This is a genomic window from Peribacillus simplex (assembly GCF_030123325.1).
Classification (GTDB): domain Bacteria; phylum Bacillota; class Bacilli; order Bacillales; family DSM-1321; genus Peribacillus; species Peribacillus simplex_D.
In genome coordinates, this window is record NZ_CP126106.1 from 3379108 (window position 1) to 3401824 (window position 22717).

Sequence of the window (22717 nt, forward strand, 5' to 3'; positions counted from 1 at the left end):
GTAATCTCAATACCCTATACCTTAATTTACTATAGATAAACATTGTGTTCATCAATTAAATTGCAATTTCGGGGTTGTCTCATCAATAGTATCAAAGGTATACCCTTCTTTTTTAAGGAATTCAATTATATCAGGCAATGCTTTCACTGTATTCTTCATACTATTGATATCATGCATTAAGATATTAACATGCTTTTGATTTTTCGTCCCTTTTTGTACAGCAGTAATGATTTGTTGTTCACTTATTGACGGACTGAAGCCATCTGTCGAGTCAATGGACCAATCAAAGTAAATATACCCTTTTTCCTTTAGTTGTTGAAGGATCCCATTGATGATGGGTTTCGTTGCAGCCTGATGCCTCAGACGATTATTCGAGCCGCCAGGAAGGCGCACAATACGGCTTTTTATCCCATACTCCTTTTGCAGCATGGTTTCAAGCCTATTCAAATCTTGAAAGAAACTCTCAGTCGATCGATAAACGATGGAATAATCATGTGTATAAGAATGAAGAGCAATCGCATGACCGCGGGAAACCATTTCCTGATAACTTTCCTTTGCGTATGGTTCTTCATTCCCTTTAACGAAAAATGTGGCCTTAACATGATAGCTGTCCAAAATATCCAATATCTTCATGGTATTCAAAGATGGCCCGTCATCGAAAGTCAAATAAGCGATTTTCTGATTTTCCTTACTTTTTAGAAGCGGTGTCATCTCTTCAGGAACCATTGCATGTACTTGAATGTTCTGGACATCCACAACCAACAAAATAATAATGAAAGAACCCGCCATGGAAAGAAATAATTTCAGGATATTCTTCATTGGTGTTGCATCCCCTTCCTTTTGACCATTAAGGTGTACCAATTAAGGGGTTTCATGCGCAATAAGGCAGCGGTAAAAAATACCGCTGCCTTTTTTAAATGAGTTATCGATCGACATTAAAGTAACGGGCTTCAGGATGTGCAAAAACAATGGCTGACACGGAAGCCTCCGGTTCCATCATGAATCCTTCAGTCAATTCCACGCCAATATCCTGAGGTTGTAACAGGCGGAATAGCTTCTCCTGGTCTTCCAGATTAGGACAAGCAGGATAACCAAATGAAAACCTTTGCCCGGTGTACTTAGCGGCAAACCGCTCTTTCATGGACATTTCAATCGGATCGCTTATACCTAAATCATCCCGCATTAATTGATGAATTCTTTCCGCGAAACCTTCAGCTGTTTCGAGAGCAAGTGATTGAAGGGCGTGATTTTTCAAGAAATCACCTTCAAGCTTTAGTTTTTCTGCCCATTTTCTGATTCCTTTTCCGGCAGTGACCAGGAAGAAACCAACATAATCCATTTGCCCGGAGGAGATCGGTTTCGCGAAGTCCGCTAAACAAAGATGCGGACTCGTATCTTGCCGGGGGAAATCGAAAGTTTCCAAAACCTCATTATGATTGTCCGGGTTGTATACCAATAGCTTATCCCCTTCGCTTTGAGCAGGGAAAAATTGATAAACAGCATGCAAGCCATAATCCGGTTCCGTCTTTAGGAATTGAATCAATTCATCAACGAGATCATTGAGCTGCACTGCTTTTTCATTCCCTTGCTTAAGCAATTCGGAAACTTTACCTTTTAACCCCAAATGATGACCAATCAGCATTTGCCTATTAATATACGGCTGGATGACATCCAATGGATAGTTTTTCAGGACGTGACGCTTGATGTCCCGCGGTTTTTGAACAGGAGCATCGCTTAAAGGGGCAGCTGTTGACTGCTTCCGAACAGGTTTTTCCATCGTGGCAGCAATGGCGGCATTCGCTTTCGCTCTTTCTCGCTTCTCGACTAACTCTTCCAAGTACACCACTTTTTTGTCAGAGTCATGTAAAATATTCGTTACAGCCAAACCATCCATCGCATCTTTGGAATATAAAACCGGTCCTTCATATTCAGGTGATATTTTAAAATCGGTGAATTTACGGGATAATGCTGCCCCTCCCACTAAAATTGGGGTATCTATTCCCGCTTGCCTTAAATCCTGTGCGGTTAAAACCATTTGCTGTGCGGATTTGACGAGTAACCCAGATAGGCCAATGATGGTTGGCTCATGTTTTCGAACCTCTTCTATGATTTGTTGCGGTGCGACCTTTATTCCCAAATCAATGACTTCATAACCATTATTGGATAGGATGATATCCACAAGGTTTTTCCCGATATCATGCACATCTCCCTTGACAGTCGCCAAAAGGATTTTCCCTTTCTTAGCACTATCTTCAGAGTTTTCCATTAGTGGTTCAAGGTGCGATACAGCCGCCTTCATCGCTTCAGCACTCTGAAGCACCTCTGCGACAATAAGTTGGTTGTCATTAAACAACCTCCCCACCTCACCCATGCCATCCATCAATGGTCCATTGATGATTTCCAATGGGGTATCACCGCGCTCAATCGCTTCATTTAAATCATCGACCAATCCTTCTTTCGTTCCTTCGATAATATAGTTACCTAAACGTTCATCCAATGGCAGGATCACACCATCATCCTTCTTCTCCGCTTTTTTCCCGCGATAAAACTCGGTAAAAATCGCTAAAGTTTCAGTCGATGTCTCAAACAGGAGTGCCTCAGCCAATTTCACTTCCTCTTCAGGGATCAGAGCAAAACGTTCAAGTTTTTCTGTATTCACGATAGCATAATCGAGACCGGCTTTTGTACAATGGTAAAGGAAAACTGCATTTAATATTTCCCTTCCCCTCGCTGGCAGACCGAAAGAAACGTTAGAAATGCCAAGTATCGTTAGGCATTCCGGAAACTTTTCTTTAATCGCCTTTATTCCATTCACCGTTTCCAATGCAGATCCAATATATTGTTCATCACCTGTGCCTACAGGAAATACAAGCGGATCAAAAATGATGTCACTTTTGTTTAGACCGTACTTATTAACGAGCAAATTCACAGACCGTGTAGCCACTTCCAATTTCCGTTCAGCATCGACGGCCATCCCAGTTTCATCAATGGTTCCTACGACAACGGCAGCACCATATTGATGGACAAAGGGCACTATTTTTTCAAAGCGCTCTTCACCATCTTCAAGGTTTATGGAATTAATGATCGATTTTCCTTGTGAATGTTTTAATGCTTGTTCAAGTACAGCTTCATCCGTAGTATCGATGACCAATGGGACTTTCACTTTCTTGACGACCTCTTCCACAAATTCCTTCATATCGCCAAGCTCATCCCCATCAGGATCAGCAAGACAGATATCAATGACATGGGCGCCTTTTTTCACCTGGGTACGTGCAATTTCGGCAGCCGGCTCGTAATGCTTTCCACGTATCAGCTCCTTGAATTTTCGGGAACCGATAACATTCGTTCTTTCACCTACGAATAAAGGACGCATTGAATCATCATAAATGAGCGGCTCTATGCCCGATACGGCATGACCATGGGCTGCTTCCGTAATTGGACGGGGCTTCATGCCTTCGAGGACCCTGGAAAGTTCTTTAATATGTTCTGGTGTCGTACCACAACATCCGCCAATGATATTGATCCATCCCTTTTCGGCAAATTGCTTCATTTTCTCTGCCAGGGAAGTAGGTGACTCATGATAGTGGCCTTCTTCATCAGGGAGCCCGGCATTCGGATAACAGCTGATGGCACTATTTGATATATCTGCAAGTGTCCTGATATGGTCTATCATGAATTCCGGCCCTGTTGCACAATTAAGGCCGACCGCAACGGGCTTCATATGTTCAACCGATAAATAAAAAGCTTCTATGGACTGGCCAGCAAGTGTAGTGCCCATCGGTTCGATTGTTCCTGATATGATGACAGGCACATCCTTTCCTGTTTTAGCGAATGCTGCTTTGATTCCGGAAAAGGCAGCCTTGACATTAAGCATATCCTGACAGGTTTCCACCAGTAACAAGTCTACCCCGCCATCCAAGAGACCCAGTGCCTGTTCTTCATAAGAATCGGTTAAAATATCAAAAGTCGTTCCTCCCGTAACGGAAAGCGTTTTTGTAGTTGGGCCCATCGAGCCAGCTACATACCTTGGCCATTCATCATTGGAGTACTTTTCACAAGCTTTAACGGCAAGCTCAGCTGAAATCTTATTAAGCTTGTAAGCGATCGTGCTTATTTGGTATTCCTCCAGAACGATGCTGGTCGCTCCGAAGGTATTTGTTTCAATGATGTCTGCACCCGCTGCTAAATATTTTTCATGAATGGATTGGATGATTTCCGGTTGCGTCAATGATAAATATTCATTGCAGCCCTCGAATTGTTCCCCGCCAAAATCCCCTGCCGTCAAATTCTCAGCTTGAAGCATGGTTCCCATCGCCCCGTCAAGAAGGAGAATCTTAGAATTTAACTGATCTTGAATCGCTTTTTTATTCATGAACTGCCACCTCTGATGTATGTTTACTATCGACTTTTCTAATATATTTCGTAAGTTCCGCCGTCATTTCATAGCGAAGGAACGGAGTGATTAAATATATGCCCTTGAATTTTTCCCTTGCCGCGTCCACTAGCTCCCGTGCGATATTCACTCCTTCAATCCTTGACTTTACAGGGTCATCCCCCGCTAACGCCATGGCTCTTCTAACATTATCAGGCAATTTGATGCCTGGGATCTCATTATGGATGAATTCGGCGTTCCGGGTGCTTGTCAAGGGCATGATTCCGATGAAAATCGGGGTTTCTAAATGTTTTGTAGCTTCATATACCTCTTCGATCTGTTCCACGGAATAGATTGGCTGTGTCAAGAAGGATTGAGCACCGCAGGCAATCTTCTTTTCCATTCTCAGTACGGCTTTATCCAGATATTTCACATTGGGATTGAACGCTGCCGCAATTTTGAAATTTGCCCGTTGTCCCAAACTTTGACCGGAATAGGAAAGACCTTCATTAAATTGTTTGACCATGCTTATTAGGTCAAAGGAAGATAAATCATAAACCGAAGTGGCGCCCGGGAAGTCCCCAATTTTTGAAGGGTCTCCGGTGATGATCAATATCTCGTTCAGCCCCACCGTTTGCAGACCCATTAAATGTGACTGCAGGCCAATCAAATTTCGATCACGGCATGTTATATGCACCATCGGCTCTATATTCAATTGGTTCTTCAGTAAATTAGCCAGTGCATCATTTGATATCCTTGGTGAAGCAAGCGAATTATCCGCTAATGTAATGGAATCGACCCCTGCTTTTTTCAAAACCTCAGCACCAGTCATGAAACTCTCTATTCCTAACTTTTTCGGTGGATCAAGTTCAACTAGAATCGTCCTTTCTGTTTTGGCCTTTTCGAACAGGGGACGTTCCAATCCTCTATCATTCACTTCAATTATTTCTATTTCACGGGATTTAGTATATTTCTCTTTCACAGGAGCCAAACTTCCAATCGCATTCTTTACAGCTTGAATATGCAGCGGAGTTGTTCCACAGCACCCTCCTATGATCGCGGCACCCTGCTCACGAAGTTCTAGGGCACTTGAACCGAAATATTCCGGCACAGCTTTATAGACGAGCCTTCCATCCACATAATCCGGGAGGCTGGCATTTGGGTATATGGCAATTGATGCTTGCTTTGGCAAACTCACTTCTTCCAAGGCACGAATCATATGATGTGGACCGAGACGGCAGTTTACCCCAACAACATCGGCACCCAATTGCTCAAGTTTTTGAAAGGCTTCATTTAAATGGATTCCATTTTGAAGATTTCCCAGTTCATGCATCGAAACATTTGCGATGATTGGCAATCCAGTTTCATTTTTAACGATTTGCAGGACGGTTTCCAGTTCTTCAAGGTCATAAAATGTTTCCAAGAGAATCCCATCAGGGTTTTCCATCAAAAGACTGTATAGCTGTTCACGAAAACCCCGTTTTATCTCTTCCATACTTAAATCCGATTTCCTGATGCTCCGCTGTGCCCCTATTGTACCGAAGACGTATGCCTTTCCTTTTGCCGCTTTTTTTGCAAGAATGACTCCCTGGCGATTGATTCTGCTTACCTCATCTTCAAGTCCATACCGTTTCAATTTGTTGAAATTGGCTCCGTATGTATTCGATTGAAGGATATCTGCACCAGCTTCCAAATAGGCACGGTGGATGGACTCTATTTGATCTGGGTTCGTGCAGTTTAATTCCTCATAGCATTGATCGATGCCATTTGAATACAATAAGGTCCCCATTGCCCCTTCCCCAACCAGTATTCTTTCTTTCACGTCTTTACGAAAATTCATCATTACATCCTCTCTCAAAAACAATCCTGTTTTTGTCGTATTCTATGAGTATGAGAGAAAAGGAAAAAAAACCTTCTCAAAGAAGAAGGTTTTTTGAAACATTCTCCTCATCTATCAAGCTCTGCTTGCTGGATTTAGCACCTTTGCCTAAGCTGGTTGCTGAGGTTTCTTCGGGCCAGTCCCTCCACCTCTCTCGATAAGATCCATTTATATAATTTTCACAAGATTTCAAAATTTGATTATACTTAATTTACATTAATAATCTGTCAATTTCAATACCTGATCGACATTTTTTTCACTTTTGCAAAAATCATTCAATCTTTTGCAGTTTGAACCCTCTTCAAGATCCTTTGTTTCCAGTCTTCCGCTAACGAGTCTAGTGTAAGTAAAGCCTTTGCGCCTTCCAGCCCATCTCGTTTATGAAGGATTACCTCTGCTGCATAATGAACTGAAATTTTTTCCTGCAAACGATCTATCAGCACAATCTCGTTTTGTTTATTTATCGTTCCTTCTTGAAGTACTCTTGCAAAATAACCAGTTAAGCTCGTTTTCAGTACGAGTTCCAAAAACTTAGGTTCTTGATTGAAGTGGGAAATGGTCGAACAAGGTATCCTCCCCTGGTTAATTTGAACAATCACTTCTCCTATTTGATAAATATCGCCGATATACGTTGTTTCTTCCTTCATCCCCGCTATGGTTAAATTTTCACCGAATGCAGGAATTTCCAGCTTTTTAGAGAATTTTTCATTCCATAATGAATAATGCTCAAAGGGGTAAAAACACAATGCTCGATCAGGACCTCCATGGAACTTTTCATTACCTACCCCATCACCAATTATACCTGATTTAGTCACTGTCACATTATCCTGTGCTTGTTTATCCATTGCTGAAAAGATATCGATATTCGAAAAAATTTCATGCTTTGGCTTCCCTGCATGAAGTGCTTTGATTTTTCCATTTTCCATTTTGCATCTTCCATTCATATTTAATTTATACCATTCTGCATGTATAAATTATACTAAAAATTCATTTTATTCTGAAGGTTTTTATAAGAATATGAAAATGCAAAAGCCCTATGAGCCGTTAAGTGGGCGAAATATCATTGATTTCCAGAAAAATTCATAGGTTAGTTTCAGTAATTTTGTTGCTATTTCAGAATTAAATATGGTAGAATATGAACACAATATATAGTCGAAAACTACAACCGTTCGCCTATATGTTGATTTTCACGATTGAATTCCTCATTGTCGCTCTTTAGGGAGCGAATTTTTTTGCCTTCATTTTCATCCATCATTTTCTTTTAATTCCATTCTGCCCCTTACATCGTGATCCACTTACATATTTGCACTTTCCTGACCTATGTAATTCTTCTCCTGTTAATTCACTTTCATTACCTTATTTGCAGGCAAATCCCATGCTAAAACAAGCAGAAAGCCGAGCGACATCATGCGTCTTCCGCTCAGCTTCCCGTTTAAGCTTGTTTCTTTTTTTTCGGTGCCACTTTCTTTCGGGTCGTCTTTTTCATTTCCGGTTCATCATGTTTCGTACGGTCAATGGATGCCTGTAATGCCTCCATTAAATCGGTAACATTGTTGGAAACTGGTTCTTTTGTTTTAGCTGTAATCGTCGTCTGTCCAGCTTTCTTTGATTCAATCAATTCAAGTAACGCGGTTCGATAGTCATCGGTGTATTTCGTCGGATCGAAAGTAGTCGTTAATTGATCTATCAATAATACGGCAGTATCGATTTCTTTTTTTACAATGGTATCATTGGCAGGGATATTCGGAACATCCGCTGTGGAGCGAACTTCATCCGGATAATGAATCGTTTCCATCACCAAGGTATTATCAACGACTCGGATTACCGCCATTTGTTCTTTAGAGCGAATGATGATTTTCGCTAACCCCACCTTATTCGATTCCTTGAGGGCCTGCCTCAAAAGGGAATAAGCTTTTATCCCTCCGTCATTAGGGGACATGTAATAACTCCGGTTAAAATAAATGGGATCTATTTCTTCAATTTTAACGAAATCCACGATTTCCACGGCTTTTTCTTCGTTTTGTTTTTTCAGTTGTTCTAGTTCATTTTCTTCCAATACAACAAACTTTCCCTTTGTATACTCAAAAGCGCGGACTATATCATCCTTCCCCACTTCTTTCTGGCATACCGGACAAACCTTTTCGTATTTAATCGGTGAATGACATTCCTTATGCAACGTCCTCAAAGAAATATCCTTATCCTCCGTTGCAGCATGAAGTTTGATCGGAATGTTCACCAAACCGAATGATATGCTCCCCTTCCACATCGTATGCATATTCGTCACCTCATAACTTATTTTTAAAGAGAAGAACAATTTTATTATTCCCCTTTGTTCAAAAAAAACCGAAAAAACAATTGCCAACTCTAACACTTCGTTTTTTTGGCAAAATAATGTTAATCAATTATTTGCGGAGGTGAATACAAAAATGAAACCGATGCTGCCAACCTATTACCCCGAAGCCCCCAACTCCAAGGATTGGCGTTATGAAGTCAAATATGACGGCTTTAGGGCTATTTTAACGATAGACTTCGATACCATAAGCATATCGAGTCGGAACGAAAAGGAATTATCACCACAATTCCCGGAAATCATTGCTTACATCAAAGATCTGGACCTGGAAGATTATCTCCCGCTTCAGTTAGATGGAGAATTGGTCTGGCTTACCAATCAGGCGAAAGCCGACTTTTTTCAAATACAGTGGCGAGGACGACTTGGGAAACAATCCTTAATTTCAGAAAAAGCCCGTTTTTCCCCATGCCGGTTTATAGCGTTTGACCTGCTTAGCATCAGCGGAAAAAACGTAGCAGCTAAACCTCTGGAAGAACGAAGGGAATTGATGTTGAATATGGGGGCAAATCTTGGCTTTCCCATGCCACCTGATCCCAACGATAAGGCTTTGATACAATTAATAGAGAGTTTTGATGTTTTGGAAAATGCTATGAATAAGGTCACCCTATTAGATGGCGAAGGGGTTGTCGCCAAGGAAATTCGTGGTACTTGGCAAGAAGGGAAACGTACTGCCTCATGGATTAAGGTGAAAAATTGGAAGACCGTTTCTTGTTTCATTACAGCATTGCACAAAGAAAATGGTTACGTTTCCCTCGCAGTTTTCAAAGAAGGTGCCGTAACCAAAATCGGAAGTGTTAAAAATGGACTGAGTGCTCAGGATAAAAGGATATTGCATGAACTGATCAAGCAAAATGCATCAGACGAAGACGCACAATTTTTTTATATCCATCCGTCCATTTGCATCGAAGTTCAATTCTTACACGTGTATGAGGAGAATGAATTGCGTGAGCCTCAGTTTTCACAATGGCTTTTACAAACTGCTCCCAAAGAATGTACCTGGGAGAAATTCGTGGTGGGTCAATATACATTTCCAGATACTGTACAAATAACTTCCAGGGATAAACCGCTTTGGATAACAGGAGATGAACAGGTGGTTAAGGTTGAATACCTTCATTATTTAAGGGAGGTTTCAGCTTTCTTCTTACCCTTCTTGAAGGATAAACTGCTTACGACGATCCGCTATCCTCATGGCACTTTGGATAAAGAAAGGTTTTTCCAGAAAAACAAACCTGATTATGCGCCGTCCTTTATTAAAACGTTCATTGATGAGGATATCGAGTATATGCTATGTAATGATATTGAAACGCTTCTTTGGTTTGGCAATCAACTTGCATTGGAATTCCATGCGCCATTTCAGAAAGCGGGTAAAACACGCCCCGACGAAATCGTCCTGGACTTGGATCCCCCTTCCATCGAATTTTTCTTCTTAGCGATAAAGGCCGCACAGGAAATAAAAAAGGTGATGGAATCATTAAGGATAAAAGCTTTTGTAAAAACTTCAGGAAACAAAGGACTTCAAATTCACATCCCACTGCCTGAAGACAGATTTACTTATCAGGAGACACGCATTTTCACTGACTTTCTCGGTGACTACTTATCAAGTTCCAACCCAAATGAATTTACAACGGAAAGAATGAAAATAAATCGGCATAATCGACTATACTTGGACTTTGTGCAGCATAGTGAAGGAAAAACCATCATCCTTCCTTATTCCCCGCGGGGAAATTCTTTCGCTGGTGTGGCCACACCTTTGTTTTGGGAGGAAGTGGACGAAAGTCTCCAATTAAAGGACTTTACGTTAGAAACCATTCCAAGCAGAATAAAAAGGGAAGGGTGTGCATTTATGGATTACAGACTCATTGATAATGGACCAGCCTTTTTGGAGGTTTTGTCGTTCCTAAAACAAAAAAAGACCAACAACTGATTGATCTTAGGGAGTATAATATGAACGTTGATTCCCTCTCCAGGCAACTCCACTTTCCGCGGGCGGTCTTTGCACCTGTTGGGTCTTCCTGGGACGCTAAGCAGGAGTCTCGTGACTTCCATTCCAGATCAACTGTGGAATGTTCTATTAAGAAAAACTGTAGGCTGGTCTCATCCCCAACATTGATTATAATACTAAAATATACTTATGGAAAAAACCTCACTGGAGTTTTTAATAAGAAAACTGCAGGCAAACCCGCTTTTCTTCGAGTTTGCCTGCAGTCTGAAAATTTCTTTATACTTTTGTTTTCAAATAACTTTGAACTTCATCCTGAAGCTTGGCATATAAGCTTGTTTCCAATTCAAAATCCTCTTTCTCAAGCATTTTAAATTTTTCAGGCTGATCTAAATCTATTTCAATCAATACCTTGAATTCATAGGTTGCGTTCCCGATTAAATCAATTGAATATTTTTGGCTTTCTTCATCATGGTGGACCACGCATTTAACTTTTCCGCCGTTATTGTAGACAGATATTTCACTTTCCAACGCGTTTAAACCAACAGAGCATGTTACTAGGCTTGAAGCAGACATCGCCGTTCCACATGCATTCGTAAAGCCTACCCCCCGTTCGAATGTCCGCACATAAATGCTCCCTGGTTCCAGCGCTTTCACAAAGCTGACATTGACACCATCAGGGAAAAGATCATTCGGTTGATTGACCTTTGTTGAAAGTTCGTCCTGCAAATCACTTCGCAAAACATCGCTATCGACGAGCGTGATCAAATGTGGATTAGGTACTGCCAACGCCGAAAATAATAGGGTATCATGAAGTTCCGGCAATAATTCGTTTTGCAATTGTTCTTTAGCCAAAACTAGAGGCAGATCCTTCACATTAAAACTTACCGGGGAAATTTCCACCTTGAAAGTCGGAATTCCCTCATAAATATCTTCCGTTTTTTCCACGAGTAGATTTGCCTTCATGGTTTCCACGATCATTTTATCGAGCCCCAGAACGTCGTTCGCGTACCGTGCAACACAGCGAAGTCCATTGCCGCACATCGAGGCTTCCGATCCATCCGCATTAAAGACACGCATCCGGCAATCGGCATGTTCACTTTTCATTACGAACAAAATCCCATCCGCCCCAAGCCTTTCCCTATCGCATAGGGCCTTGGCGAAATTTTTCCGCTCTTCTTCAGTAAACGTCAGGGTCGTCGTCAATTCATCAATGATTAAGAAATCATTTCCTGAACCATGGCTTTTTAAACCTTCAATAATCATCCTGTCACATCCTCTAATATGCTGCTTGTCATTTATCATTTTTTTAATATTCTATATCATAGCATTTTCAATATGGATGTGTCATCGCGTAAATTACAATAAATCCATTTTTTCCGACGAAAAGAGCGGTTGGAATATGAGTTAACTCATTCCAACCGCTCTTTTGAATTATTAACCGATCATACCAATGATGAAGTAGACGATAAACATTCCGGCACTCACATACATCGGGGCTGACACTTCTCTCGCTTTTCCGGTTACAAGCTTCAAGAACGGGTACAGGATGAAACCGAATGCCATTCCATCGGCAATACTGTATGTGAAAGGAATGATCGTGATGATCATGATTGCAGGTATGCTTTCGGTTAAATCACTGAAATTCAGCTTTTTTATGTTTCCGAGCATCAAAATGCCAATGATAATTAAGATGGGGGCAATGGCGCTATCAGGGATTACTTTAATCACCGGTATAAATAGAAGTGATAGAATGAATAGCACGCCAGTCACCACTGAAGTAAAACCAGTTCTGCCTCCTGATGCGATTCCAGCTGCCGTTTCAACTGTTGCAACGGTAGGACTCGAACCGAATAAGCCTGATAACAGAACGGACACACTTGTCGCCTGCAGCGACTTTTTATAGGCATCCTGGCGGTTGATACTGTCTACATGCCCGTATACAAGACCAATATTTTCAAAAACAAGAACCATCGTCATCGCAAATACACTTATCCAGAATTCAATCCGGTTCACTTCCAAGAACGATAATGAAAAGAAGAGATTGCCGTAGGAAGCTGTGTCTATGCCTGAAAAATGGATTTCCGATAGTTGAACAGTCCCGAACCAATAGGCAATGAGGCTGCCTGCCAGGATGGTAATCATGAAATTACCGGGGACATTCTTGATGAACAGCGTGATTGCCAGTAAAAAAGTCAACACCGTTGCACACACCGCTGGATCGCTTAAATCTCCGAGTGCGACGATCGATGATGAACCTCCTGTGATTATCCCGCCCTTTTCAAGACCGATTAGCATCAAGAATAAGCCAAGACCAACAGATATGGCTTCTTTTATCGAACTTGGAATGGAATCACTGATTAACTTCGAGTATTTTGTAAAAGCGATGACTACAAAAATTACCCCTGAGATAAACACAGCACCAAGCGCCGATTGCCAAGATAGGCCCATTCCTTGAACCATGGTATAAGCAAATAGGGCATTTACGCCCATTCCTGGAACGAGAAGGATTGGGACATTCGCCCAAAGTCCTATCATGACACAGCTTAAAGCAGATAAAAGAATCGTGGCAATCACTGCACCATTAATCGGAATGCCCGCTTCCGATAAAATCAGGGAATTCACGATGAGAATATAGACTATCGTAAAATAGCCGACCACTCCAGCAAGGATTTCACGTTTTCCATTCGTTCCATATTCAGAAAAATGAAAAAACGTTTCCAAGTTTAATTTCTTCATGTTGTATCCTTATTAAATTTATCCCTCGCCCACCCGTTTGTATTAGTGACAAACTACACTTGGCGATTTTAACAAAAAAAAGGATAAAAAGAAATAGAATTGATCAAAATTTGAAAAAAACTGCCGGAAATGATCCCGGCAGCCTCGAAATATATATATTATTTTTGCCCTTCAGAATACCCATCGACAACCAATTCCAGCTTCCCTGTATCAGGCGAAATGATAAGACCATGTACAGGAATATTTTTAGGGATTAAAGGATGTCCTTTAATCACTTCGACACTATTCTTACAGCTTTCATAAACATCATCAAATCCGCGAAGCCAATTGCGGATATCGATTCCTGCAGCCCCCAGTGTATCGATGGTGCTCTTTGGAATATCACGTCCGATCATCTTCTCTATTAGAGAATCGGCATCGACTGATGCCATCCCACAGTCATGGTGAGGTATGACCAATACTTCATCCGCCTTTAGCTCGTAAATGGCAACAAGGATACTCCGCATGACACTTCCGAATGGATGGGAGACGATTGCCCCGGCAGTCTTCAGGATTTTGACATCGCCGTTTTTTACATTCAAGGATTTTGGCAATAGTTCAACGAGCCGAGTGTCCATACAACTTATGATGACCATACGTTTCTCAGGAAACTTATCCGTCCTATACTTAACATATTCACCTTTTTCTACAAACTGTTCATTATAATCAAGAATCTCATTAAGTAAACTCATATTTACCACCTTTTTATATGTATTTAATCTATGTATCCCACTATTATTATATCAAATATTTAAAAGATTTGCTAAAGGGTAACCCTAGTCAATTTGAACGATGATTAAGAGTGGCTGCACAGAACCCAAAAACGATGATTTTAGGTATATCATCAACATTTGATGAAAAAGAAAGTATGGGTGTATTTGTCTTGAATCGTTTCCCCCACTCCAAAGGCATCCAGCCTTCTTGGTATGAAACGATCTTCTCCCCTTCTTTTGTGGCAATCTCGAATGAATTCACACTTCCTGGAGTTTCAATGGGCATCCATTCCGTACCATCTTCCTTATAAATCATTCCATTAATCTTCACGAATGACCGATTTTCTTGATACGATCCAATAATGCCTCCCTGATCGTCCATGATCGTCATTTTATTGAAAAGTCCCCTTTTGATATGGTACTTAGCCAGCAAGCGTCCCTCATGGTCCACCAGTTCATAACGCTTGGCCAGGAGCATTGACAAGAAATTGGGTATCATCCACATGAACCACTTCATATTCGAATCCCTTACCTCGCCAATTAGAGACCCATCCGGCGCAAAGAGAAGCAGGCGCAATGTCGGTGCTGGCATAAAAGTCAATAAAACATGTTCATTTTTAAATAACCCGGCATTGGACCCGATGTGTTCATCTGGTAATTCCCTCATTCTATTTTCATATATACGATGACTGACAAATTGGGCAATGCTAAAGAAAATAAAAGGAGACGTTATCAATAATATATTGCCCGGTATTATTGCGAAAATATGGAAAATAAAAAATGCAATGGCCAAAAGAAGTGATATCCAAGATGCATGAAAATTTGAAATGCTCGTTTTCTGATAATATTCACGTATATTCATATCCTGCTCTGCTCCTCACTCCTTACAAGAAAGATTGCCGCCTTAAACGAAAATTCATTAGCAGTACCACAAGCCGCCCGGCATCCACTTCCTAAAAGTGCATTGAAGTAGTTATCATAATACTTTATTCGCTTTAATGTGATCTATTCCCTTTTTAATGTAGGGCAATTCCCAACTTGGTTCATATAAAAAAGGACTCCGAATTGAACGGAATCCTTTTACATCATTACTATAATATCCTGAAAACCAACGGGAACCTATAATCCGTTCCTTCATAAGCCCTAACGGCAGCAATGATGGTGAATACGACTAAAGCTATCCCGATAACCGGCAATAGCAAGAATCCAACCAAAACTATAGTGAGTATCCCTGCAACTATTGAATATACGGTGTAGGAAATGAAAAAATTCAGGTATTCCCTTCCGTGATAATCCACAAATTGTGACGAGTCCTTCTTCAATAACCAAATCACCAAAGGACCGATAAATGCTGTAAAAAAGCTGATCACATAAATAAGGGCAGCAAACACTCTTTCATCTTTAGTAGGCATAGTGTCTTCTCCTCCTTTCTCATATGAATAATTACGAATCAAATGCAAAATAGTTTCATTTTTCCTCTCATTATATTCGAAAAAGGTAAAATTGGACTGCCTTTTCTTCATAAAACCCAATTGGCAATACATATGACAAAAAAATCCGAATATGTTCATCCGTCTTGTGCATACAGTTTAATTAATGGATGTCCCATACCTTCTAGAATGGAGTGATGTTTTTTTGCTGAACGAATTTCAAGCCTTCATCCTTGGGATCATTCAAGGCTTGACTGAGTTTTTACCTATTTCAAGCACTGGACATTTATATTTAGGACGGCATATTTTCCATCTTGACGAGGCCGGCATTTTTCTGGATACCATGCTCCATATCGGAACCTTGCTGGCGTTATTGGTCGTCTATAAGAATGACATTATTGCCATTTTGAAGAAACCTTTCTCCAAAATGACCCTGCTTCTCATTGCTGGGACAATCCCTGCAGTGATTGCCGGCATTTTACTGGGAGATTGGTTTGATGGCCTTTCAAAAACAGGCGTGACCATAGGCTGGGAATTTTTAGCGACCGGGCTTATTTTATGGGTAGCGGACGGAGTAAGAAAAGGCGGCAAATCCCTTAATGAAATTTCGATAAAAGATGCCTTGATCATCGGTACCTTCCAAGCTGCTGCCATCATGCCTGCCCTTTCGCGCTCCGGCCTGACGATAGCCGCCGGCCTATTCTGCAGGCTGGATAGGGCCACTGCAGCCTATTTCTCCTTTTTGCTATCAATTCCTGCCATTACCGGGGGCATCGTATTTCAGATGAAACCGATTTTTACAGGAGAAGTTGAACGGCTGCCACTCACTGCGCTTTTCGTCGGAACCCTTGCCGCAGCAATCTTTGGTTATATAGCCGTCGTATGGATGATCGACTTCTTAAAAAAGCGATCATTGAAAATATTCTCCATTTATGTATGGGCCCTCGGAGCAATCATTTTATTCATGCAATTCACAGGTGAATTTTAAAGAAAAAAGCAGGCGAAAAAACAGTTTTTCATGGAAAAATGCATACGTTTGCCTTACAAATTCACCCTTGTTGAAAAAGTTGAAATTTGACGAAAAAAAAAGGCAAAAAACCTATTCCCAAACCGTTTTTTTTTTAGTATTATACCTTCGTAAGGTTCTTTTGATTTGCATATTTTCTGACAATAAAAATAGGGAAGGCAAATGGTGCGCCACCGGTTTCCGGTTCTAGTGGGTTCGATTCCCACCCCGAAATTTTTTGATGAGCGACTTAAAAAATTTCGAGGGTGGGCAGCGACTACGCATAAGAACTGCCCTCAAACGGAGGGACGGAAATGTTAAAAAAGAGAGATTTCACAGATTGTTTTTCTCTTTATGAACAAATGACGCATCCAGATGTCTTCCCTTTCGTGCGCCATAAGGTAGATTCATATGAAGAATATGTTTTCATTACTAAGCAAACGATCGAAGCCGAAGATGCTGGGCAACTCATATCACGAACAATCTTGGATGAATGGGAAAATCCCATCGGTTGCATTTCTTTATACGATATTGAAAATGGTGCAGGTTTCTTAGGCACATGGCTTGGCAAGCCTTATCATGGAAAAGGGTATAATGCCATTGCAAAAGACGCTTTCTTTAAAGAGCTTTTTTTCGAGCTCGGTTTGGAAACGGTCTTCATGCGTATTCGCAAAAAAAATATCCGCTCTATAAAAGCCGCAGAAAAGCTTCCCTATGCCGTCAATGCCAACGAAACAAGAAAATCCCTTTATGATCAGATCAATCATGAAGGAGATATCTACGATTTGTATGAAATCCCTAAAGATTTATACACCTTTCATATCCTTAGACAGCATGATGATGACGAACAGCAGTTACTTGAAGCATAGAGCGAAGAACATTTCAACATGTCTTAGTTTATCTTTTCATATAATGGCCGGAGCTTCCAAACCTGGAAAGCTCTTTTTTCCATTTTCACAGGATGTTGAAGATAGATTGCTGCAAATCCCTATTCTTTTTAGGGATATTTTTTTATAATGAATACAATTGACCAATTCAACAATATATTCAAAGTGTCATTGAAAGGACTTAATCATGAAAAAAACATTTGCTTTTATCGTGCAGCTTATCTTTCTGCTCATCATTTGCAAGCTCGGCTATTATTTAGCCAATTTACTTCATTTACCCATACCAGGCAACGTCATCGGCATGATTCTGTTATTCAGTTTATTACAGACGAAGATTATTAAGGTCGAGTGGATCGAACTTACATCCGGTTTTTTAGTAAAGCACCTAGCCTTTTTCTTCATTCCCATTTCAATCAGTTTAATGACCATGGGATGGCTTTTCATTGAATTCGGTTTGCCACTTGCACTTACATTGGGAGTCAGCCTAATATTTGGATTCATCGTTTCAGCTTGGACCGTTCAGAAGCTATCCCATAGAGGAGAGGTTAAGCAGCATGACAGCGTTCATCACAACTTATAGCATCTTGATAACCATCCTTGCCTATTCCATTGGAAGGAAAATATATGCTAAACATCCATCACCTTTTACGACGCCCGTATTTTTCAGTACGGTTACAATTATCATCGTACTGCTGATCAGCGGTTTGGACTTCGAAGATTATTCACCAGGAAAAGACATCATCACCTATTTCCTGGGACCAGCTACCGTTGCTTTGGCTGTACCACTTTATAAAAACAGGAAAATAATCGTTAAATATGCAATGCCGGCAATTAGCGGCATGATTTTTGGTCTTCTGGTCACTTTGATCATTGCCTTTGCCATCGCAAAAGCATTTTTACTTCCGCAATTCATACTCCAAGGATTGGCGGTTAAATCCATTACAGTGCCCATCGCTGTTGAAATCACCGAACTTTATGGCGGAAATTCCAATATATCAGCAGCCTTCGTCATTTTGACTGGTGTACTGGGTACGATGATCGCTCCAAAAATGATGGATAAACTGAACATTACGATGCCCTTCGCACGTGGTATCGCTTATGGTACGATCGCTCATGGTCTCGGAACGGCTCAAGCTGCCCAGGAAAGTGAGTTTACCGGGGCTGTCGCAGGTGCGGCAATGGCTATCGCAGGTATCCTTATTTCCTGTTTCTTTCCTTTTATAAGTAATTACCTATAAAAAGAACCGCAACGTCAACGACGTTGCGGTTCTTTTTATGATTTATTTTTTTGCAGATCGTCGTATAAACGCCTTAGAATATAGGTTTTATACAGCTCCAGCTTTCTTTTCTCAATTGGATGATAGCTAATCCCTGCAGCTTTCAGCTGCTGAATGAACCATCCTTTGGAATATTCATACGCCATTCTACCCCCTCCTCTGTTCGAAAAAGATATGCTACATAGAGGGGAATGATACTTATTTTTTTGCACCCATTACTTTAAGAAGTAATTCATACATTTCAGCTGCCGTTTTGAATGGGCGTTTTTGACGCATTTTCTCCTGATATTCATCCGATTGTTTCACTAAATCCGCTAATGTAGCATTAAAAATCCGGTCATTCAGCTCTTCTTCTTCGATGACTTTACAAAAACCCTGTTTTTCAAAGCTTGACGCATTCAGGATTTGATCTCCACGGGATGCTTTGGCACTTAGAGGGATAAGCAACATCGGCTTTTGCAAAGCAAGGAATTCAAAAATCGAATTTGAACCTGCCCTTGACACAACGGCATCAGCAGCCGCCAAAAGATCGAACAATTCTTCATGTACGAATTCAAAAGGAGCATATCCCCTTTGTTTCAATTCCGTTTTCACATTTCCCTTCCCGCAAATGTGAATAATCTGATAATCCTTTAATAAGGCATCAAGGTTATCTGTAATTAGATTATTGATTTTAACGGCCCCAAGGCTTCCGCCCATAACGAGCAACACCGGTTTGTTATTCGTGAATCCACAAAATGCCTTTCCAGCAGAAGCGTTTCCAGTAAAAATCCCATCGCGCAATACGGCGCCAAGATACATCGCCTTCTCTTTAGGAAGATCTTTTTCCGTTTCCTGGAAAGTAGTGAAGATTTTCGATGCAAGCGGCATGGCAATCTTATTAGCCAGACCAGGCGTATAATCCGATTCATGTATCGCGATCGGTATTCTCAGCATCCTGCCTGCCAAAACGACTGGGACCGAAACGAATCCACCTTTAGAAAAAATGAAATCCGGCTTGGTCTTTTTTAATATTTTACGTGCATCAAAAATCCCTTTTATGACCCGGAAAGGGTCTTTCATATTTTCAACAGATAGATAACGCCGGAATTTCCCAACGGAAATCGTTTCATACTGGACCCCGGGAAATTCCGTTTCGATGATATTTTTTTCAATGCCTTTTTTTGATCCAATATAAGTAACATCCCAATCATGCTTTAAAAATTCCGGGATGATTGCCGCATTAACAGATACATGACCGGCAGAACCGCCTCCGGTAAATACTATTTTCTTAGTCAATATTTCCACCTTCCAAACTTAAAAAATCACTTTGCATCCATATTACCATATATCCTTGCCATTAATAACTTGAAAAAGTATTCAGTGAATCGCTAAATCCCAATGATGAATGTAATCATCGATAATTTTTCCTTTTTCAGCATGAATATATTATAATCTTAGTATTCTACAATACTACAAGATACATTGGAGGAGTAATACATTGCAAGAAGTTTCTGAATCACTCGATCAATTTGATGGAATCGAAGCCTGGACCAAATTAGGAATTTCCATTGGCATTTTTCTAATCTTCATTTTGCTTCGGAAAGTATTTACTACATATATATTCAAGTTCTTTCTGCGAATTGCCGAAAAACGCAAAGTGGAATTTGCCGCCAACTTAATGCTCGCTATAGAACAGCCTGTAAGATGGTTAATCGTTTTGATTGGTGTCATTATATCCATGCACTATTTTCCGATCGACACACCTTCGGTTGAATTCAGATCGAAAATATACAGATCGTTTTTTGTCTTCTTATTCTTTTGGACGATTTTTAATATAAGTTCGAGTTTTACTACATTATTTCCGAAATTGGTAAGTAAATTCGGACTTGAAGTCGATCAAATCGTCATGCCGTTCTTTACGAAAATCATAAAATTAATCATCATTGCTTTTGGTGCCTCCATCATTGCGGAAGAATGGGGATTTAATGTCGATGGATTTGTTGCAGGGCTTGGTTTGGGTGGATTGGCTTTCGCTCTTGCCGCTAAAGATACCGTCAGCAATTTCTTTGGGGGTATCGTCATCGTTACCGAAAAACCTTTTACCATAGGAGATTGGGTCAAAACTCCAAGTGTGGAGGGAACCATCGAAGACATCACATTCCGAAGCACCAAAGTCCGGACTTTTGCCCAAGCATTAGTTACAGTTCCAAATGCGACCCTTTCGAATGAACCGATCATCAACTGGTCCAAGATGGGCAAAAGACAGATTGCCTTTCATTTGGGCGTGAATGTCACGACACCAAAAGAAAAATTGGAAAATGTCATTAAAGGCATTGAAAAAATGCTCATTGATCATCCTGAAGTACATCCGGAGACGATTTTGGTTAAATTTGATGAATTCAGTCATTCCGGTTTCAACCTTTACCTTTATTTCTTCACGAAAGCGACGGACTTTGGAGGATATTTATCAATCAAAGAAGATGTGAACTTTAAAATAATGGAGATTTTGGAACAGGAAGATGTACAGATTGCCATTCCTTCACAGGCATTCATTCTTCAAAAAGACTCAAGTTTGGAAGCCATGAATGATTTTGAATCAATGCGCGACTGACAAAAAGACTTGCCCAATACGGCAAGTCTTTTTTAGCTTCAAATAAAAACTCTTAAAACATCACATTCTTATGTGATATAATTCTTTCATTGTGTTGAAAATTCCAAATATTGATATTGAGGTACTTTGATGAATCAGACTTATACTAAATCACAAAAGATCCGCCTGTTATTTTATATATTGATACCTATCCTGATCACCCAAATCAGCATGTATGCCATGACTTTTTTTGATGTGATGATGTCCGGGCAATACAGCACACAGGACGTTGCTGGCGTCTCCATCGGCAGTTCGCTATGGACACCCGTGTACACGGGGCTGAGCGGGATATTGATTGCCTTGACGCCGGTGGTTTCACAGTTGGTAGGTTCCAGGCAGTCTAAATCCGTTTCCTATTCCGTGATGCAGGCCATTTATTTAGCTGTCGCTTTAGCCATGATCATTTTAATCATTGGGGCGTTTACTTTGAACCCCGTATTGAATGCCATGGACCTTGAAGATGGTGTCCACATTGTGGCTCATGATTATTTGATCGCCCTTTCACTCGGTATCATTCCTTTATTCGTTTATAATGCTTTGAGGGCCTTCATCGATGCACTGGGACAGACTAGGATCTCCATGATCATCACCTTATGTGCACTCCCGATTAACGTCCTTTTTAATTACCTGTTTATATACGGGAAGTTTGGATTCCCTGAACTTGGCGGTGTCGGTTCCGGTTACGCCACTGCCATTACGTATTGGTTAATTGCCCTTGTCGCCATCCTTGTTGTGATAAAAATCAACCCATTTTCGACATATGAGGTTTTCAGTGAATTTTTCCGTGTTTCCTGGAAAGAATGGAAGGCCTTATTATTGATTGGGGTACCCATCGGACTGGCTATCTTTTTTGAAACAAGCATTTTCTCGGCCGTCACCCTTTTAATGAGTAAGTATGATACCGTGACAATTGCATCGCATCAAATTGCCATGAATTTTGCGTCACTGCTTTATATGATTCCGCTAAGTATATCCATGGCATTGACGATCGTCATTGGATTTGAAATTGGGGCAGCCCGTTATAAAGATGCCAAAGAGTATAGCTGGATTGGCATTTCGATGGCATTGACGATGTCGCTCGTTTTGTCGACCATCCTATTCCTCTTCCGCGAACCTGTGGCCTCTTTATACACAAAAGACCATGAGGTAATGATGCTGACATCACATTTCTTGATATATGCCATCTTCTTTCAGATATCGGATGCCCTGCAGGCACCTATTCAGGGTATTTTGCGTGGATATAAAGATGTAAATGTCACATTTGCGATGTCACTTGTCTCCTACTGGATTCTCGGGCTTCCCATTGGCTATTTCTTTGCAAAGTATACGGATATGGGAGCCTTTGGTTATTGGATCGGCTTAATTTCCGGCTTGGCTCTCGGAGCTATAGGCTTGGCGGCTCGCTTACGGTTCATACAGCAAGTGAAATATAAAAAAATGGCGTAAAAAAGAGT

19 protein-coding genes and 1 riboswitch are annotated in these 22717 nt (G+C 40.8%); of the genes, 7 read left to right on the forward strand and 12 right to left on the reverse strand.

Annotated elements, in window-relative coordinates; translation table 11 throughout:
* Nucleotides 1-51: 51 nt before the first annotated feature.
* From QNH43_RS15885 to QNH43_RS15905, 5 genes are all read right to left on the reverse strand, one after another.
* Nucleotides 52-819 carry a polysaccharide deacetylase family protein gene (locus tag QNH43_RS15885; protein WP_283914880.1) on the reverse strand — a complete coding sequence of 256 codons (768 nt, stop codon included), beginning with the start codon at nucleotides 817-819 and terminating at the stop codon, nucleotides 52-54.
* A 103-nt stretch (nucleotides 820-922) separates the two neighbouring features.
* Entirely contained in the window at nucleotides 923-4372 is a 3450-nt protein-coding gene (metH, locus tag QNH43_RS15890) for a methionine synthase (RefSeq protein WP_283914881.1), read from the reverse strand.
* Entirely contained in the window at nucleotides 4365-6212 is a 1848-nt protein-coding gene (locus QNH43_RS15895) for a bifunctional homocysteine S-methyltransferase/methylenetetrahydrofolate reductase (protein ID WP_076366126.1), read from the reverse strand. The genes metH and QNH43_RS15895 overlap by 8 nt, the downstream gene beginning before the upstream one ends.
* 104 nt (nucleotides 6213-6316) lie before the next feature.
* Nucleotides 6317-6415: riboswitch (SAM riboswitch) on the reverse strand.
* A gap of 111 nt (nucleotides 6416-6526) precedes the next feature.
* A complete protein-coding gene (locus tag QNH43_RS15900; RefSeq protein ID WP_283914882.1) occupies nucleotides 6527-7177 on the reverse strand; it encodes an MOSC domain-containing protein in 651 nt (216 codons plus the stop codon).
* A 506-nt stretch (nucleotides 7178-7683) separates the two neighbouring features.
* Nucleotides 7684-8526: a non-homologous end joining protein Ku gene (locus QNH43_RS15905; protein WP_283914883.1), complete on the reverse strand. Its 843-nt coding sequence runs from the start codon at nucleotides 8524-8526 to the stop codon at nucleotides 7684-7686.
* A 151-nt stretch (nucleotides 8527-8677) separates the two neighbouring features.
* On the opposite strand from QNH43_RS15905, the gene ligD reads away from it, so the two are divergent.
* Entirely contained in the window at nucleotides 8678-10525 is a 1848-nt protein-coding gene (gene ligD, locus QNH43_RS15910) for a DNA ligase D (RefSeq protein WP_283914884.1), read from the forward strand.
* 294 nt (nucleotides 10526-10819) lie between these two features.
* Here the strand turns inward: ligD and dapF are convergent, their stop codons facing one another.
* The 5 genes from dapF to QNH43_RS15935 all read right to left on the reverse strand — a co-directional run bounded on the left by dapF (nucleotide 10820) and on the right by QNH43_RS15935 (nucleotide 15443).
* Entirely contained in the window at nucleotides 10820-11806 is a 987-nt protein-coding gene (dapF, locus tag QNH43_RS15915) for a diaminopimelate epimerase (protein WP_283914885.1), read from the reverse strand.
* 171 nt (nucleotides 11807-11977) lie between these two features.
* Nucleotides 11978-13279 (reverse strand): NCS2 family permease, encoded by a 1302-nt coding sequence (locus QNH43_RS15920; protein ID WP_283914886.1) that lies wholly within the window; start codon nucleotides 13277-13279, stop codon nucleotides 11978-11980.
* A gap of 158 nt (nucleotides 13280-13437) precedes the next feature.
* Nucleotides 13438-14010 (reverse strand): beta-class carbonic anhydrase, encoded by a 573-nt coding sequence (locus QNH43_RS15925; protein WP_076366116.1) that lies wholly within the window; start codon nucleotides 14008-14010, stop codon nucleotides 13438-13440.
* An 88-nt stretch (nucleotides 14011-14098) separates the two neighbouring features.
* Nucleotides 14099-14893: a hypothetical protein gene (locus QNH43_RS15930; protein ID WP_283914887.1), complete on the reverse strand. Its 795-nt coding sequence runs from the start codon at nucleotides 14891-14893 to the stop codon at nucleotides 14099-14101.
* A 229-nt stretch (nucleotides 14894-15122) separates the two neighbouring features.
* On the reverse strand, nucleotides 15123-15443 hold the full coding sequence (locus QNH43_RS15935) for a DUF4870 domain-containing protein (RefSeq protein ID WP_076366112.1): 321 nt from the start codon (nucleotides 15441-15443) through the stop codon (nucleotides 15123-15125).
* Between the two features lie 226 nt (nucleotides 15444-15669).
* Between QNH43_RS15935 and QNH43_RS15940 the strand changes: the two genes are divergently transcribed.
* The 4 genes from QNH43_RS15940 (at nucleotide 15670) to QNH43_RS15955 (ending at nucleotide 18592) form a co-directional block, all read left to right on the forward strand.
* Entirely contained in the window at nucleotides 15670-16449 is a 780-nt protein-coding gene (locus tag QNH43_RS15940) for an undecaprenyl-diphosphate phosphatase (RefSeq protein WP_283918380.1), read from the forward strand.
* A gap of 332 nt (nucleotides 16450-16781) precedes the next feature.
* The gene (locus QNH43_RS15945) at nucleotides 16782-17336 is read left to right on the forward strand and encodes a GNAT family N-acetyltransferase (protein ID WP_034307447.1); all 555 of its coding nucleotides are present in this window, start codon (nucleotides 16782-16784) and stop codon (nucleotides 17334-17336) included.
* A 205-nt stretch (nucleotides 17337-17541) separates the two neighbouring features.
* Nucleotides 17542-17934, forward strand: coding sequence for a CidA/LrgA family protein (locus QNH43_RS15950; RefSeq protein ID WP_283896699.1), 393 nt, complete (start codon nucleotides 17542-17544; stop codon nucleotides 17932-17934).
* The gene (locus QNH43_RS15955; protein ID WP_283914888.1) at nucleotides 17909-18592 is read left to right on the forward strand and encodes an LrgB family protein; all 684 of its coding nucleotides are present in this window, start codon (nucleotides 17909-17911) and stop codon (nucleotides 18590-18592) included. The genes QNH43_RS15950 and QNH43_RS15955 overlap by 26 nt, the downstream gene beginning before the upstream one ends.
* A 35-nt stretch (nucleotides 18593-18627) precedes the next feature.
* Here QNH43_RS15955 and QNH43_RS15960 read toward each other — a convergent pair whose 3' ends face one another.
* Both QNH43_RS15960 and QNH43_RS15965 read right to left on the reverse strand, forming a co-directional pair.
* Nucleotides 18628-18777: a YflJ family protein gene (locus QNH43_RS15960; RefSeq protein ID WP_283914889.1), complete on the reverse strand. Its 150-nt coding sequence runs from the start codon at nucleotides 18775-18777 to the stop codon at nucleotides 18628-18630.
* 52 nt (nucleotides 18778-18829) lie between these two features.
* Nucleotides 18830-19918: an undecaprenyldiphospho-muramoylpentapeptide beta-N-acetylglucosaminyltransferase gene (locus QNH43_RS15965; protein WP_349654773.1), complete on the reverse strand. Its 1089-nt coding sequence runs from the start codon at nucleotides 19916-19918 to the stop codon at nucleotides 18830-18832.
* A gap of 193 nt (nucleotides 19919-20111) precedes the next feature.
* Between QNH43_RS15965 and QNH43_RS15970 the strand changes: the two genes are divergently transcribed.
* Nucleotides 20112-21224, forward strand: coding sequence for a mechanosensitive ion channel family protein (locus QNH43_RS15970; RefSeq protein ID WP_076366102.1), 1113 nt, complete (start codon nucleotides 20112-20114; stop codon nucleotides 21222-21224).
* 129 nt (nucleotides 21225-21353) lie between these two features.
* Nucleotides 21354-22709 (forward strand): MATE family efflux transporter, encoded by a 1356-nt coding sequence (locus QNH43_RS15975; protein ID WP_283914890.1) that lies wholly within the window; start codon nucleotides 21354-21356, stop codon nucleotides 22707-22709.
* Nucleotides 22710-22717 lie beyond the last annotated feature (8 nt).

Coding starts and splice junctions, on each gene's coding strand:
- QNH43_RS15885 (WP_283914880.1), bottom strand. CDS start 819: ATGAAGAATATCCTGAAATTATTTCTTTCCATGGCGGGTTCTTTCATT.
- metH (WP_283914881.1), bottom strand. CDS start 4,372: ATGAATAAAAAAGCGATTCAAGATCAGTTAAATTCTAAGATTCTCCTT.
- QNH43_RS15895 (WP_076366126.1), bottom strand. CDS start 6,212: ATGAATTTTCGTAAAGACGTGAAAGAAAGAATACTGGTTGGGGAAGGG.
- QNH43_RS15900 (WP_283914882.1), bottom strand. CDS start 7,177: ATGGAAAATGGAAAAATCAAAGCACTTCATGCAGGGAAGCCAAAGCAT.
- QNH43_RS15905 (WP_283914883.1), bottom strand. CDS start 8,526: ATGCATACGATGTGGAAGGGGAGCATATCATTCGGTTTGGTGAACATT.
- ligD (WP_283914884.1), top strand. CDS start 8,678: ATGAAACCGATGCTGCCAACCTATTACCCCGAAGCCCCCAACTCCAAG.
- dapF (WP_283914885.1), bottom strand. CDS start 11,806: ATGATTATTGAAGGTTTAAAAAGCCATGGTTCAGGAAATGATTTCTTA.
- QNH43_RS15920 (WP_283914886.1), bottom strand. CDS start 13,279: ATGAAGAAATTAAACTTGGAAACGTTTTTTCATTTTTCTGAATATGGA.
- QNH43_RS15925 (WP_076366116.1), bottom strand. CDS start 14,010: ATGAGTTTACTTAATGAGATTCTTGATTATAATGAACAGTTTGTAGAA.
- QNH43_RS15930 (WP_283914887.1), bottom strand. CDS start 14,893: ATGAATATACGTGAATATTATCAGAAAACGAGCATTTCAAATTTTCAT.
- QNH43_RS15935 (WP_076366112.1), bottom strand. CDS start 15,443: ATGCCTACTAAAGATGAAAGAGTGTTTGCTGCCCTTATTTATGTGATC.
- QNH43_RS15945 (WP_034307447.1), top strand. CDS start 16,782: ATGTTAAAAAAGAGAGATTTCACAGATTGTTTTTCTCTTTATGAACAA.
- QNH43_RS15950 (WP_283896699.1), top strand. CDS start 17,542: ATGAAAAAAACATTTGCTTTTATCGTGCAGCTTATCTTTCTGCTCATC.
- QNH43_RS15955 (WP_283914888.1), top strand. CDS start 17,909: ATGACAGCGTTCATCACAACTTATAGCATCTTGATAACCATCCTTGCC.
- QNH43_RS15960 (WP_283914889.1), bottom strand. CDS start 18,777: ATGGCGTATGAATATTCCAAAGGATGGTTCATTCAGCAGCTGAAAGCT.
- QNH43_RS15975 (WP_283914890.1), top strand. CDS start 21,354: ATGAATCAGACTTATACTAAATCACAAAAGATCCGCCTGTTATTTTAT.